The 13,440-nt window shown below is 68.4% G+C and carries 13 protein-coding genes and 2 pseudogenes; 4 read left to right on the forward strand and 11 right to left on the reverse strand.

What is annotated here, in order from left to right; all coding sequences use genetic code 11:
- Nucleotides 1-153, forward strand: a pseudogene (locus JF781_RS28745) (hypothetical protein); the annotation flags it as partial.
- Nucleotides 154-169: 16 nt separating this feature from the next.
- Here JF781_RS28745 and JF781_RS20125 read toward each other — a convergent pair.
- Nucleotides 170-1,912, reverse strand: coding sequence for a 3-ketosteroid-delta-1-dehydrogenase (locus JF781_RS20125; protein ID WP_225328723.1), 1,743 nt, complete (start codon nt 1,910-1,912; stop codon nt 170-172).
- A gap of 101 nt (nt 1,913-2,013) precedes the next feature.
- Between JF781_RS20125 and JF781_RS20130 the strand changes: the two genes are divergently transcribed.
- Genes JF781_RS20130 through JF781_RS20140 form a run of 3 tightly spaced genes read left to right on the forward strand, consistent with a single transcriptional unit; the run spans nt 2,014 to nt 4,246 of the window.
- Nucleotides 2,014-3,147 carry a Rieske 2Fe-2S domain-containing protein gene (locus JF781_RS20130; RefSeq protein WP_225328724.1) on the forward strand — a complete coding sequence of 378 codons (1,134 nt, stop codon included), beginning with the start codon at nt 2,014-2,016 and terminating at the stop codon, nt 3,145-3,147.
- Nucleotides 3,147-3,434: a ferredoxin gene (locus JF781_RS20135; RefSeq protein ID WP_225328725.1), complete on the forward strand. Its 288-nt coding sequence runs from the start codon at nt 3,147-3,149 to the stop codon at nt 3,432-3,434. Before JF781_RS20130 ends, JF781_RS20135 begins: the two co-directional genes overlap by 1 nt.
- Nucleotides 3,434-4,246 (forward strand): SDR family NAD(P)-dependent oxidoreductase, encoded by an 813-nt coding sequence (locus JF781_RS20140; protein ID WP_225328726.1) that lies wholly within the window; start codon nt 3,434-3,436, stop codon nt 4,244-4,246. Before JF781_RS20135 ends, JF781_RS20140 begins: the two co-directional genes overlap by 1 nt.
- An 18-nt stretch (nt 4,247-4,264) precedes the next feature.
- On the opposite strand, the gene JF781_RS20145 is transcribed toward JF781_RS20140, so the two are convergent.
- The 10 genes and pseudogenes from JF781_RS20145 to JF781_RS20190 form a co-directional block, all read right to left on the reverse strand.
- On the reverse strand, nt 4,265-4,708 hold the full coding sequence (locus tag JF781_RS20145; protein WP_225328727.1) for a nuclear transport factor 2 family protein: 444 nt from the start codon (nt 4,706-4,708) through the stop codon (nt 4,265-4,267).
- 17 nt (nt 4,709-4,725) lie between these two features.
- The gene (locus JF781_RS20150; RefSeq protein ID WP_225328728.1) at nt 4,726-5,508 is read right to left on the reverse strand and encodes an SDR family NAD(P)-dependent oxidoreductase; all 783 of its coding nucleotides are present in this window, start codon (nt 5,506-5,508) and stop codon (nt 4,726-4,728) included.
- A 17-nt stretch (nt 5,509-5,525) separates the two neighbouring features.
- Nucleotides 5,526-6,602 carry a hypothetical protein gene (locus JF781_RS20155; RefSeq protein WP_225328729.1) on the reverse strand — a complete coding sequence of 359 codons (1,077 nt, stop codon included), beginning with the start codon at nt 6,600-6,602 and terminating at the stop codon, nt 5,526-5,528.
- Between the two features lie 45 nt (nt 6,603-6,647).
- Nucleotides 6,648-7,632 (reverse strand): annotated as a pseudogene (locus JF781_RS20160) (alpha/beta hydrolase).
- A gap of 12 nt (nt 7,633-7,644) precedes the next feature.
- The gene (locus tag JF781_RS20165; protein WP_225328731.1) at nt 7,645-8,517 is read right to left on the reverse strand and encodes an SDR family oxidoreductase; all 873 of its coding nucleotides are present in this window, start codon (nt 8,515-8,517) and stop codon (nt 7,645-7,647) included.
- 2 nt (nt 8,518-8,519) lie between these two features.
- Nucleotides 8,520-9,008, reverse strand: coding sequence for a nuclear transport factor 2 family protein (locus JF781_RS20170; protein ID WP_225328732.1), 489 nt, complete (start codon nt 9,006-9,008; stop codon nt 8,520-8,522).
- Nucleotides 9,009-9,078: 70 nt separating this feature from the next.
- Entirely contained in the window at nt 9,079-10,104 is a 1,026-nt protein-coding gene (locus JF781_RS20175) for an acyl-CoA dehydrogenase family protein (protein ID WP_225328733.1), read from the reverse strand.
- Nucleotides 10,101-11,240, reverse strand: a complete 1,140-nt coding sequence (locus JF781_RS20180) for an acyl-CoA dehydrogenase family protein (RefSeq protein WP_225328734.1) — start codon at nt 11,238-11,240, stop codon at nt 10,101-10,103. The genes JF781_RS20175 and JF781_RS20180 overlap by 4 nt, the downstream gene beginning before the upstream one ends.
- Nucleotides 11,240-12,016 (reverse strand): crotonase/enoyl-CoA hydratase family protein, encoded by a 777-nt coding sequence (locus tag JF781_RS20185; RefSeq protein ID WP_225328735.1) that lies wholly within the window; start codon nt 12,014-12,016, stop codon nt 11,240-11,242. Before JF781_RS20185 ends, JF781_RS20180 begins: the two co-directional genes overlap by 1 nt.
- The gene (locus JF781_RS20190; RefSeq protein WP_225328736.1) at nt 12,013-13,431 is read right to left on the reverse strand and encodes an aldehyde dehydrogenase family protein; all 1,419 of its coding nucleotides are present in this window, start codon (nt 13,429-13,431) and stop codon (nt 12,013-12,015) included. Before JF781_RS20190 ends, JF781_RS20185 begins: the two co-directional genes overlap by 4 nt.
- Nucleotides 13,432-13,440 lie beyond the last annotated feature (9 nt).

Below are 13,440 nucleotides of genomic sequence, written 5' to 3' on the forward strand. Positions count from 1 at the left end.
AGCACCCGCAAAAACGCCCGGGGCGAGACCGAATGGAAACCCCCGCCCCACCTCGAGCGCGGCCAACCCCGCACCAACACCTACCACCACCCCGAAAAACTCCTCCACCACGAACACGACGACGACGAAGCCGACAACCCCGGCGCGGCATAACACTTCGCGATCGCCGCTAGGTCCGATGGCGGCGACCCGCCTCGCCCGGCTGCGCCGCGCTCGCGATCGCCGCGTCTTGCGCCGCGATGTAGCCGTACACCAGACCCTGCGCGATCGTTGCGCCCGCACCCGGATACGTCGTGCCGAACGCATTCGCGGCGGTGTTGCCGATCGCGTACAACCCGGGGATCACCCCGCCGTCCTCACGCAGCACCCGCGCCCGCTCGTCGGTCCTGAGGCCGCCGCAGGTGCCCAGATCGGACAGCACCACCTGCACGGCGTAGAAGGGGCCTTTGACCAACGGACGCAGGTTTGGGTTCGGCGTGACCGTCGGGTCGCCGTAATAGCGGTCGTACGCGCTGCGGCCGCGGCCGAAGTCGGGGTCCTCGCCGACGGCGGCATGGTGGTTGAACCGCGTCATCGTCTCAAAGAACGTCGAGACCGGCACCCCGATCCGCGCGCCCAGATCGGTGAGATTATCGGCCCGGGCCGCGATGCCGGCGCCATACCACGCCTGCGGGACGCGCATGCGCGGGAACAGTTCGGCGCCAAAGACATAACTGTTGCGGTACTGCTGATCGAAGATGATCCACATCGCCTCGACCGGGCTGCCGGATCGCTCCAGCTCGAGCACCCGCTGCCCGAACGTCATGTAATCGGTCGCTTCGTTGGCGAACCGGCACCCGTTCTGGTCGACGATCAGGCAGCCCGGCAGCGAGCGCTCGGCCAGCATCACCGCCGGCGCCTTGCCGGGCAATGGCGCGATGGCGGGGAACCACCACGCCTGATCCATCAGGTCGATGCCGGCACCGAGTTCCTGCCCCGCGCGGATGCCGTCGCCGGTGTTGGCCGCGGCGCCGAGGCTGAGATCGGCGCCCAACGACTCCGATTGAAACTTCCACCGCATGTCCATGCTGTGGTCGAAACCGCCGGTGGCCAGCACCACGCCGCGCCGGGCGGTGATCGTCACCTCGCGGCCGCCGTGTTCGACGACGGCGCCCGTCACGCGTTCACCGTCGTGGGCGAGGCGCGCGAGCGCGGTGTCGGTCCACACGGGGATCCCGGCGCGCAGCACCCCGGTGAACAGCCCGGCCGCCAGGCCCTGACCGCCCGCCGCGTAGCGCCGGCCCAGCATGCGGCCCGCCACGCCCTGCGCCAATCGCTTGCCGTACGTGGGAATACCCTTGCGCGGCATCCGGGCGACGAGGTTCATCCAGCGGTAGTCCGCGCCCGTCGTCGGCATCGGAATACTGACCTCCATCAAGCCGGGCTCCAGCCGGGTGCGGTATTCGCCGAGCAGCGCGGTGTCGAATGGGCGGCATTCGCAGGTGCGCCCGGCCGCGCTGCCGCCGGGCTTCTCGGGGTGGTAGTCGGAATAGTCGCGGGCCCAGAACAGCCGCAACGGCGTCGTGCGGCGCAACATGTCCACCGTCGCCGACACGTGCGCCAGGAACCCGGCCGACCGCTGCGCGGGCGCCGACCCGGCGACCACCGAATCCAGGTAAGCGCCGGCGCTTTCGGCGGTGTCGCCGGCGCCGGCCTCGGCCAGCACCGGGCTGGCCGGCAGCCACAGCGCTCCGCCGGACCGGGCGGTCGAGCCACCCACATACGACGATTTCTCCACGATCAACGCAGACAGCCCGGATTCGTGGGCGGCCAACGCCGCCGCCATGCCGGTACCGGAGCCGACGACGAGCAGATCAACGGCGGTGTCGGCCACGGGAAGGCCGGCAGGGATCGTCGTGCTGCGCGTCGTCACGTCCGAAACGGTAGGCCGCGCCGGCGCGCTACCGGAAGAGCCGTCCTGATGAGTGGAACAACGCGGCCCACGTGCCGGGCCGGGGGAGTTGAATCGCGCCCATGACGTCGCAGACTGAGGCCGACGAGGTTCGGCTGATAGAAGCGCAGGCGGCGCCGACGCGGTTCGCCCGCGGCTGGCACTGCCTGGGACTGATAAGGGACTTCGCCGACGGCAAACCCCACGCGATCAACGCGTTCGGACAGAAGCTCGTCGTGTTCCGCAGCGGTGACGGCAGCATCAACGTGCTCGACAGCTATTGCCGGCACATGGGCGGCGACCTGTCGCAGGGCGAGGTGAAGGGCGACGAGATCGCCTGCCCGTTCCACGATTGGCGCTGGGGCGGCGACGGCCGCTGCAAGCAGGTGCCCTACAGCCGTCGCACCCCCAAACTGGCCCGCACACAAGCCTGGACGACGCTGCAGCAGGACGGCTTGCTGTTCGTCTGGAACGACCCCGAGCGCAAACCCCCGCCGTCGGACGTGACGATCCCGCGCATCGAGGGCGCCACCAGCGACCAGTGGACCGACTGGCATTGGTACACCACCGTCGTGGGAAGCAACTGCCGCGAAATCATCGACAACGTCGTGGATATGGCGCACTTCTTCTATATCCACGGCTCGTTGCCCACGTACTTCAAGAACATCTTCGAGGGGCACGTGGCCACGCAATACATGAACGGTGGGAGCCGGCCGGACATGGGTGGCACCGGATCGCAGATGCTGGGGACGACATCGGTGGCGTCCTACTACGGTCCCTCGTTCATGATCGACGACCTGACGTATCACTACGAGCACGGGGACGCCAACACGATCCTCATCAATTGCCACTATCCGATCGACGCGAATTCCTTTGTGCTGCAATACGGCATCATCGTGAAGAAGTCGGAGGTGATGCCGGACGACCAGGCGATGGAGACCGCGATCACCCTCGGCGACTACGTCAAGCTCGGTTTCGAGCAGGACGTGCAGATCTGGCGGCACAAGGCGCGCATCGACAACCCGCTGCTGGTCGAGGAGGACGGGCCGGTCTATCAGCTGCGTCGCTGGTATCAGCAGTTCTACGTCGACGCCGCCGACGTGCAACCGGACATGGTTGATCGCTTCGAGTTCGAACTCGACACGACCCGACCGTACGAAGCATGGATGAAAGAGGTCGAAGCGAACCTCGCGGCCCAGGCGGCGGGTTCCGTGTGATGGCACTCGACGGGTCCGTCAGGACCGACAACCGACTCGTCGACATGGCCATGGCCCCGATCACGTGCCGCGAGTGCGGTGCGCGGGTGCTGGCCCGCAAAAGCAGCTGGAACCAGACGAGTGTGCAGTGGAACGAGCGCGCCTCGGCGAGCTGCATCGAGCGGCGTGAAGCCGAGCGCCTCGCCGGTCATCATCACGGGCCGTTCCTGGTGTGTGCCGCACTGCGGGACTCGATCCAGGCCGCCGTGGCCACAGGAGAATTGGCGGTCGTCGACCCCGTAATGTGATGACCGTGAGTGGTGCAGCACGGGTCGCCGTCGTGACAGGAGCCAGCCGCGGCGCCGGACGCGGTATCGCGGCTGCGCTTGCCGCCCGCGACTGGCGGGTGTATGCGACAAGCCGCACCATCAGCGACGCTCCGCCCGGCATCGTGCCCGTTCGTGTCGATCATGGGGACGACGACGCCGTCAAGGGCCTGTTCGACCGCGTGCACGATGAGTGCGGGCGCCTCGATCTTCTGGTCAACAACGCCGCGACCATCTCCGACGCGCTGGTCAGCCCAAAGCCCTTCTGGGAGAAGCCACTCGAGCTGGCCGACGTGCTCGATGTGGGATTGCGTTCGTCCTACGTCGCGTCATGGTGTGCCGCACCGCTGCTGGTCGCCGCCGGCGGCGGCCTGATCGCGTTCACGTCCTCGCCGGGGTCGGTGTGCTACATGCACGGTCCCGCGTACGGCGCGCAGAAGGCCGGGGTCGACAAGATGGTCGCGGACATGGCCGTGGACTTCCGGGGCACCGGGGTCGCGACGGTGTCGATCTGGATGGGCATCCTGCTGACCGAAAAGCTGCGCGCCGCTTTCAGTGCGGATTCGGCGGCGCTGGCCGCGACCGCCGAGCACGCCGAAACACCCGAATTCACTGGGCATTTGATTCATGCGTTGTTCTGCGATCCGGCCCTGGAGGAGCTGAGCGGGCAGGCGCTGATCGGGGCGGAACTTGCGGAGCGTTACGGGATCACCGACGAGGGCGGCCGCCGCCCGCCGTCGCACCGGGAAATGCTCGGCTCGCCCCGGACGCCGAGCAGCGTCGTGGTGCGCTAGCCGGAATCGGATGAACCGTCAGCCACCGAAAACATCGAGCGCTCCGACGTAAGCGCGGTTGGCCTTCACCCGCTCCGTCAGGCACCACGATCCGTCATGGCGGCGCCGCCATGTGTCGTGATAGTCGCCGACCGTGTAGAACCGCGTCGATGGGTCAGCCGCCGAATTCAGGTGCACGTCACGGACATAGGCGCGGCTCACTGCGGTGTCGCCCGTGACGTCGACGACGACATTGCCCAGGAGGTGTTGGGTGGGGCCGCACTTGTCGAGAAACCCGCCAATCGTTTCGATGATCGCCGCGCTTCCCTCCAGGCGCCCCGTCCCCAAATCCCCGTGCGCATCCTCGGCAAGGATCTCGGCCATCGTGTCCCAATCGCGATTGTCCATGGCCCTCGCGGAAAGATTCAGCGCGCGTTCGATGTCGCGTTCGTCGCAGAGAGCCTGCAATCGTTCGTCATCCATGTGGCTGTTCCCTTGTCCTAGGCGTGCGCCCCGCCGTCGACGCGGATCTCGGTGCCGGTGATGAATGCACCGTCGTCGGAGGCCACCATGGCGATCACCGCGGCGACCGCACTGGCGTCGCCGAGTATTTCGCTGTCCTTGCCGTGCAACAGCGGAGTCTGCTTGGCCCACAGGCCGAGGTCATACCCGTCGGGCATTTTCTCCAGCGTGCTGTTGGCCAAAGCCGTTGAGATCCCGCCGGGTTGGATGTTCACCGCGCGCAACCCCTGCTTGGAGTACTCCAGCGCCAGCGAATGGGTGAAACTCAGGATGCCGCCCTTGCTGGCGGCGTACGCGGCCATGTAGGGGTGGGCGAACGACGCGGCGGTGGAGGTGAAGTTGACGACGACACCGCGGCCGGATTCCAATAGCGCCGGCAGCGCCTGGCGCGTCATCAGGAAGGTGCCGGTCAGGTTGACCGCCAGCGTCCTGTTCCAGTCGGCCAGCGTGGTCTGGTGAGTGTGCGAACAGGTCTGCACGGCCGCAACATTGACGAGTACCTCGAGGCCGCCCAGGTCGGCCACCGCGGCATCGACGGCGGCGATCACGTCGTCCTCGGCGGAGATATCGAGCACCGCGGTGGTCAAGCGCTTGGCGGTGCCGGCGTCGTCGGCGGCGGCCGCCGTGCGCGCCAACCCCTCCGCGGCGACGTCGTAGGCCACGACCGTCGCCCCCTCGTCGAGCAACCGGGCCACGGTGGCCTGCCCGATGCCGGAGCCGGCTCCGGTGACGATGGACCGCCGATCGGCGAAACGATCCATCAGTGCAGGCCTTTCGTTCATGCCAGTTGGAAGGCGCTGATCGGGGCTTCCTCCGGGTACGCGGTCGGCCCGCCGAGGTCGTAGGCGGCGTTGAGCGCGGCGATGAACGCCGGGTCGTGCAGCGGTTCGCTCGGGATGTCGAGCTTGATGCCCTTGGCCTTGAGGTCATCGACCATGATGTCGATGGCCTTCTCGACGGTCAGGTCATCCGAGCCTTCCATGTTCTTTTTCAGCTCGTCGTAGTCGGAGAACACTTCGGCCGACCAGTGCACCAGGAACCGGAGTTCGTCGGTGTGGTGGCGGGCGATCACGTCCTCGCCGTTCTTCAGCAGCCAGTGGTCGCGGCTGGCGGGGTCTCCCGCGAACACGGTGTCGAAGGCCAGGCCCGCCGGAATTTGTTGGTCCAGTGGGCCATTCGCCTCGCCGCGGTGCACCATCATCTCGTTTTGCACCACCACGCCGCGGTTGTTGATCGGCGGCAGGATGCGCTGGGGCGCCTTGAGCGGCCCCTGCGGCCAGTAGGTGAATCCGCTGCCGGCGTCGAGTGAGAACCAGGTGATGACCTGCGCCATCTTGATCAGATGGTCGCGGAACAGGCCGGATTTGCCCATGACGCTGGTCAACCACGTCGGGGCGTTCTCGTGGCGGACGCCGCGGAAGCTCGGCGAATCCAGGTGGCCGGGGTCGCGATTGGCGCAGGGCCCGTTGATGTTGAACAGCATCAACTGGGGCTTGGCGTATTCGGCGTTCCAGTAGCTCTTGGCCATGTCCAGGAAGCGCTCGTTGTAGAAGCAGTCGTGCAGTTGCGGGTAGAGCACCGCGCCGTAGTTGGCCAGGTAGCCGCGGAAGGTCGGGGTCAGGAACAAGTCCAGCGAGGGGGAGAAGCCCTCGGGGAACATGCCGCTCATCGTCGCCATCAATTCGTCGGCCGACGCGAAGTGCTGAGCGATGATCAGCTTCCACGGACCTTCGGTGCGCACCACGTCGAGCAGGCGCTCACGCTGGTCGTCGGTGTAGACGTTGTCGATTTCGCGGGGTGGGGCGGCCGGCCGCAGCACGTCGGAAAGCTCCATCCGGCGCTCGTCGGTGAGCATCAGCGGTCTCCTTTGCAGTTCGAGATCGGTTGATTGTGCGCAGTGTCACCGCGATTCGGTGGACGGCTGTCCGGTGATCGGGACGTCAAAAATGGAGCGGATGGGCGAACTTCACCCGAAGCAGGGCCCCGACCTCCGCGAGGGCCAGCCGGCCCCGCGCGGTGGCGTCGGAACGCATCAAAAAACCGTGGTACATGCCGGGATAGCGGGTGACGGTGGTCTGCACGTCGGCGTCGCGCAGCCGGGCCGCGTAGCGCTCACCCCAGTCCCGAATCGGATCGCAGCCCCCGGTGACCACGATCGCCGGCGGAAGAGCCGACAGATCGGTCGCATACGCCGGTACGAGATACGGGTCGGTGGGCGGACCGGCGTCGCCGTCGACCACCGCGTGCATGTAGTCGATGTCGTCGCGGGTGAGCAGCGGCGCGTCGGGCATCGCCGCAATCGAGGCGACGGACATGTCGCGGTCCAGGCCGGGATACAGCAGCACCTGTGCGCAGATGGCCGGTCCGTGGCGATCGCGCGCGGCCAGCGCCACCGCCGCCGCCAGCGAACCGCCCGCGCTGTCGCCGACGACCGCGAGCCGCTCGGCGTCGACACCCAGTTGGTCGGCGTTGTGCGACACCCATTCCGTTGCGGCGTAGGCGTCGTCGAACTGCGCGGGCGGCGGTGCCTCCGGGGCCAACCGGTAGTCCACGGCGACGACGACGGCCGCCGCCGCCGAGGCCAGCTCGCGTGCCAAGGGTTCGAACGAGCGGTTGGAGCCCATCACCAGCCCACCGCCGTGTAGGTAGATCAACACCGGTCCACCGGAATCCGTTGTCGGACAATAAATCCTGACGGGGACAACGCCGGCGGCGGTGGGTGCGAGCGTCTCGGTCACGGCCGCCATCTCGGGCATCGCCTCGGGCGGCGGCGCGGCCTCCAGCCCGGCGCGCACCGCGGCCAAACCCCGCTGCCGCATCGGGGCGATCTCGCCGAACGAGGCGATCCGGGCGGCCGCGTCGGGATCCAGTGCGGGAGAAGTCATGTCGCCGCCACGTCAGTGCGGTGCGGATTCGAACCGGGTCTCGGTCCGCAGTCGTGGGGGCTGTTGCGCGGCAAGCACATTGGCTCGCTCTGTCATCGCGGCGCCGACGCTGTCCGGGTGGGTGTGCAGGTAGAAGCGCCCCTCGGCGGACTGTTTGAAGATCGTCTCGGCGGCCTCCAGCGGATCCATGGACGCGGTCTTGATGCCGAGCATGGTCGAGCGGTGGGTTTCGGCCGCAGCCACGTCGCTGGCCGCGCCGGGGTCGACGCCTCCCGCGGACTCGAAGATGTTGGAGCGCACCGGCCCGGGCAGCACGGCCTGGACGTGGATGTGATGGGCGTGCCCGGTGGCCCGCACCTCCAGGTGCAAACACTCGGTCAGCGACAGCACCGCGTGCTTGCTCACGATGTAGGGCGCCTGCAGCGGCATCGCCACCACCGCGCCCACCGATGCGATGTTCCACACCCACGCCTGCTCGTCGCTGGCCATCATCTTCGGCAGAAACGCGCGCACGCCGTGGAAGACACCGCTGACGTTGACGTCCATGACGCGTTGCCAGTTGGCCACCGGCGTGTCCCACAGGTAGCCGAATTGTTCGATGCCCGCGTTGTTCACCAACAGGCGCACCGGCCCGGCGTCGCGGTAGGCACGGTCGGCGAGGTCCTGCACGGCGTCGGGGTCACGCACGTCGCAGACGACGTCGTGCGCCACGCCGCCGGCCGCGGACAGCTCGTCGCGCAGCGCTGTGGCGGCGTCCCCGTCGACGTCGGCCAATACCACCGCCATGCCCAACCGGGAGGCGTACCGGGCCAGTCCGGCGCCGATGCCGGATCCTGCGCCGGTGATGACCGCGACACCGCCGCCGAAGGCTGTCTGGGCGTCCATCGCTATGAGCCGGCGCCGCTTTCGGCGTGCATTTCCGACAGCAGAACGGAGTTGGTGGCGTCGAGGACGACGTCCATCTCGGTGAATTCCAGTCCCCGGACGCCGCGCCGGACCCCGACGTTGACCACGCCGCTGGACACCGCGAACGGCACGAAGTTGGCGATCTGGTTGACGAAGATGTAGAACCGCGCGCGGGTGACCCCGTCGTCAGGGCCGTCGCCTCCGGTGCGGTGCAGGTTGGTGGCGTGATGCCGCAACGGGTAGGGGCTCTGCTTGCGGTGCTCGGACAGCCATTCCATCACCGCGTCGCGACCGCTGAGCTCCGGTGACATCAGTTCTTCGAAAGGGCTTGCGCCGGAATCGCTCCGGGTCAGATAGTGCACATCCTCGGCGTAACTGGTCGCCAGTTCTTCGTAGTGGGCCTCGTCGTAGTGGTACCAGAAGGACGCGATGAACTCCTGCAGCTCGGCCAGGCTGATGTCGTTGCTCATGGGCACAAGTCAACTCCGGTGTTGTCCCGCTGAGTTTGCCGATGCCCGGTCAGTGGAACACGGTCTGGATTCAGCCGGTGATCAGCTCCCACAGGGCTCCAGCGCTCGCGTGCATCGCCGCGTCGGTGATCCGTTCGTCCCAATACCGCACCGAGCCGAACTCCGAACGCCACGCGAGCGCCGCGCGGGTGAACTCGTGCAACCGGTGCTCGCGGGTGGTGCCGATCGCGCCGTGCACCTGATGAGCGTTGCGCACCGCCACCGAAGCCGCATGACCGGCACACGAACGTGCCACGGCCACAAGGAATTCCAGGTGGGGCGCCGACCATTGACTGATGACTCCGGCGTGCAGTGCCGCCTCGGTCGCCGCTCGGGCGAGCGCGGCTTCGGCGGCGATATCGGAGATCAGGTTCTGTACGGCCTGGAACTTGGCCAGGGGGCGGCCGAACTGGACCCGTGCGGCCGCGTGGTCGGTACACAGCTGCACTATCCGATCCAGGGCGGCGCTCACTTGGATGGATCGCACCAGCGCGGCCTTCAGCCGAAGCTGGGTGATGAGGGCAAGGCCGACCGGGATCCCTTGCAGGTCCGCCGGATCGGCGGTCACCGTGTCGCGTGGCTCGCCGATCAGGTTGCTGCCCGGGGTGACCGTGAGCTGCTCGGCGGCGACGTCGGCAACTCGGTGTCCGCCCTCGGCTCGCCACACGACCACGATCCGCTCGGCGGAAGTGGCCCAGGGCACCGCCGTTGCGGTTGCCCGTTTGTCGAGCACGCACACGGTCCGAACCGTGTCGTCCGCGGGCATCCCGCCGGCCTCCAGCAGCCAGCAGGCCAATAAGTCGTGCTCGGCCAACGGGATTCGAACCCCGTGGCCGGCGGCCGCGGCCACCAGTTCGGCGGCTTCGTACCAGGTTGCCCCGCTACCGCCGTGCTGTTCGGCACCGGTCAGGCGCACGAGGCCGAGTTCGTCGAGGTGCCGCCAGAGGGCGGGTTCGCGCTCGATCGTCGCCGCGGGTGGGTGCTTGTCGCGGTAATCGGAGAAAACCGCGTCCATCATCTCGACGAGGGCGCGGTCAACGGAGGGCCCGGTGCTCATCGCATGCCCAACCCGCGCGCGAGCACACCGCGCAACACCTCGTTGGTGCCGCCGCGCAGCGTGAAGCCGGGCCGCTGATCGACGGCCGCACACACCAGGTCCGAGAAGGCCGAGTCGGGGGCCTCCTGCAGGTCGGCGAATTCGGCGATGTCGCCTTCGGTGGTGGTGCCCAGCACCTTGACGACCGCGGCCGGTAGGTCCGCGGCTTCGTGCCGTTCCAGCGCACCCGCCACCGCGGTGGACATCTGATGTAGGCCGGCGATGCGCGCCACCAGGCGCCCCATATTGGGGTCGCGGGGGATGGCGTTCGACGCCATGCGATCGGCGCAGGCCGCCAACAGCACGAACGTGGACAGGAACCGCTCGGGCCCGCTGCGTTCGAAGGCGAGCTCGGAGGTCACCTGTTGCCAGCCGTTGCCGATTTCACCGAAGACCATGGCGTCGGGAACGAACGCCGAATCCAGGATCACCTCGTTGAAGTGGTGGGCGCCGTTCATCGACACGATCGGCCGGATCTCGACGCCGGGTCCGCGCAGGTCGACGATGAACTGGCTCAGGCCGGCGTGCCGGTTCGCGGGGTCCACCGGTGCGGTGCGCGCGAGCGCGATGAACGCGTGCGCGAGGTGGGCACCCGACGTCCACACTTTGGTGCCGGTCAGCGACCAGCCACCGTCGACCTGCACCGCCCGGGTGTGCACGCTGGCCAGATCGGAGCCGGAGTCCGGCTCGCTCATCCCGATGGCGAAGAAGCACTCGCCGCGCACGATCCGGGGCAGGAACTCCGACTTCTGGTGCTCTGTCCCGTATTTGAGCAGCGAGGGCACGATCTGGCGATCGGCGATCCAGTGTGCCGCCACGGGTGCGCCGGCGGCCAGGAGTTCCTCGGTGACGACGAACCGTTCCAGGAATGAGCGCCCGTGCCCGCCGTATTCGGCCGGCACCGTCATGCCCAGCCAACCGCGCGCGGCGAGGGCGGCGGTGAATTCTTCGTCCCACCCCGTCAGCCAGGCGTCGACGGACGGGGTGAACGCCCCCGCGGCCGATTGGTCGGCCAGGAAATCGCGCACCTCGAAACGCAGGTCCTCGGTCGCCGCGGTGTCCACGCCGGCGGGCGGCACCAGGCGCGGGAGTGCCATCAGCGTGCCTTCCACTTCTCGATGCGCCGCGCGTGTTCGGCGGAGCGGTGCGCCAGCGGTTGCATGGCCGCGGCCATGCCGAGCGTGGCATCGAGCGAGCCCGTGCGGGACTCCCGAAGTAGCCGCTTGGCCATTCGCAGCGCGTGGGGCGGATTCTTGCCGATCCGCTCGGCCAGCGCCCGGGACTGCGGCAGCAGGTCGTCGTGCGGCACCACGCGGCTGACCATGCCCCATTCCAGGGCGGTCGCCGCGTCCACGCGATCGCCGGTGAACGTCATCTCGGCGGCGCGTTCGTAGCCCACCGCACGTGGCAGGAACCAGGTGCCGCCGTCGCCGGGAATCAGGCCGAGCTGCACGAAACTCTCCGCGAACGACGCGCGCTCCGAAGCGATCCGGATGTCGCACATCATCGCCAGGTCACAGCCGGCGCCGACGGCCGCGCCGTTGACCGCGGCGATCAGCGGCACCTCGAGCAGTTGCAGCGCCCGCGGGATCCGCTGGATTCCGGCGATGTAGGCGTGCCGTTGGTCCAGAGCGTCGAGACCGAACATCCCGGCACGGTCGGCCATTTCCTTGACGTTGCCGCCGGCGGAGAAGATCTTGCCCGCGCCCGTGAGGATCACCGCGCAGATCGAGGTGTCGGCGTTGGCGGCGTCGACCGCCTCCTCGAACGCGGCGATGAAGTCCTTGCCGGTGATCGCGTTGCCCATGTCGGGCAGGTTGATCGTCCAGACCTGTGTCGGTCCGACGGTGGCGATATCGAGAGGCGCGGTCATGCGGGCAACTGTAGGGACTTGGTCTGCAGGTACTCCTCGAACCCCGCGCGTCCGAGCTCGCGCCCGATGCCGGACTTCTTGTAGCCGCCGAAGGGGGCGACCGGGTTGTACGTGCCGCCGTTGATGTCGAGCTGACCGGTCTGGACACCGCGCGCGAAGGCGATGGCGCGGTCGATGTCACCGGCCCACACCGCGCCGGACAGGCCGTAGGGGGTGCAGTTGGCGATCCGCAGGGCGTCGGCGTCGTCGTCGAACGGGATGACCGCGAGGACGGGCCCGAACACCTCCTCCTGGCCCAGCTCCGAGTGGGGGTCGACGTCGGCGAAGACCGTCGGCGCGACGTAGTAGCCGACGTCGCGGACCTTCTCGGCGCCGCCGGTGACCAGTCGGGCGCCCTCACGCACGGCGCGCTCGATGTAACCGAGCACCGTTCCGAACTGCTTGGCCGAGGCCGAGGGGCCGATCCGGGTGGCAGGGTCGAACGGGTCTCCCACGGTGTATTTCGACGCCGCCGCCCGCGCCATGTCCAGTGCCTCGCCGTACCGGGACCGCGGCACCAGCATCCGGGTCCAGGCCATGCAGGTCTGGCCGCCGTTGAGGAAGGCGTTGCCGACGCCCACCTTGACCGCGGTGGCCAGGTCGGCGTCTTCGAGGATCACGTTGGCCGACTTGCCACCCAGCTCGAGCGCCACCTTCTTCACCGTGCGCCCGGCCAGTTCGCCGACCCGCGCCCCGACGTCGGTCGAGCCCGTGAACGAGACGAAGTCGACCTCGGGATGTTCGGCGAGCCGCTCGCCGATCACGGCGCCCGCCCCCGACACCAGATTCACCACGCCGGCGGGCAGGGCCGCCTCCGCGACGGCCTCCATGAATTCGAACACCGACAGCGGCGCCTCGTTGCTGGGCTTGAGCACCACCGTGCAGCCGGCCGCGACCGCAGGCAGCACCTTCGCGACCACCTGGTACAGCGGGTAGTTCCACGGGGTGATCGCCCCGACCACGCCGTAGGGCTCCCGCAGGACCAGCGAATTGCTCACGCGCTCTTCGAATTCGAAGGAGTCCAGCACGCCGGCGAAACCCCGGGCCACCGCCAGCGGCACCTGCGTCTGCACGGTTTGGGCGATGCGCAGCGGGGCGCCCATCTCGCGGCTGATGGTCTCGGCAATGTCGGGCAGCCTCTTCTCCATCGCGGCGATCACCGCGGCGACCCGCCCTCGGCGCTCGGCGATGCCGATCAGCGGGTCGAACGCACGCCGGGCGGCGGCGACCGCCGCGTCCACGTCGGCCTGCGTGCCGGCGGGCACCGAACCGATCGGCTTCTCGGTCGAGGGGTCGATCACCTCGATGGCGTCGCGCCCGGCGGGCTCGACCCATTGCCCGTCGATGAACAGCGTGGTGCGGTCGTAGTCGTGCATGGTCTTCTT

Origin of the sequence: Mycobacterium sp. WUMAC-067 (assembly GCF_020217485.1) — a bacterium.
Classification (GTDB): Bacteria; Actinomycetota; Actinomycetes; order Mycobacteriales; family Mycobacteriaceae; genus Mycobacterium.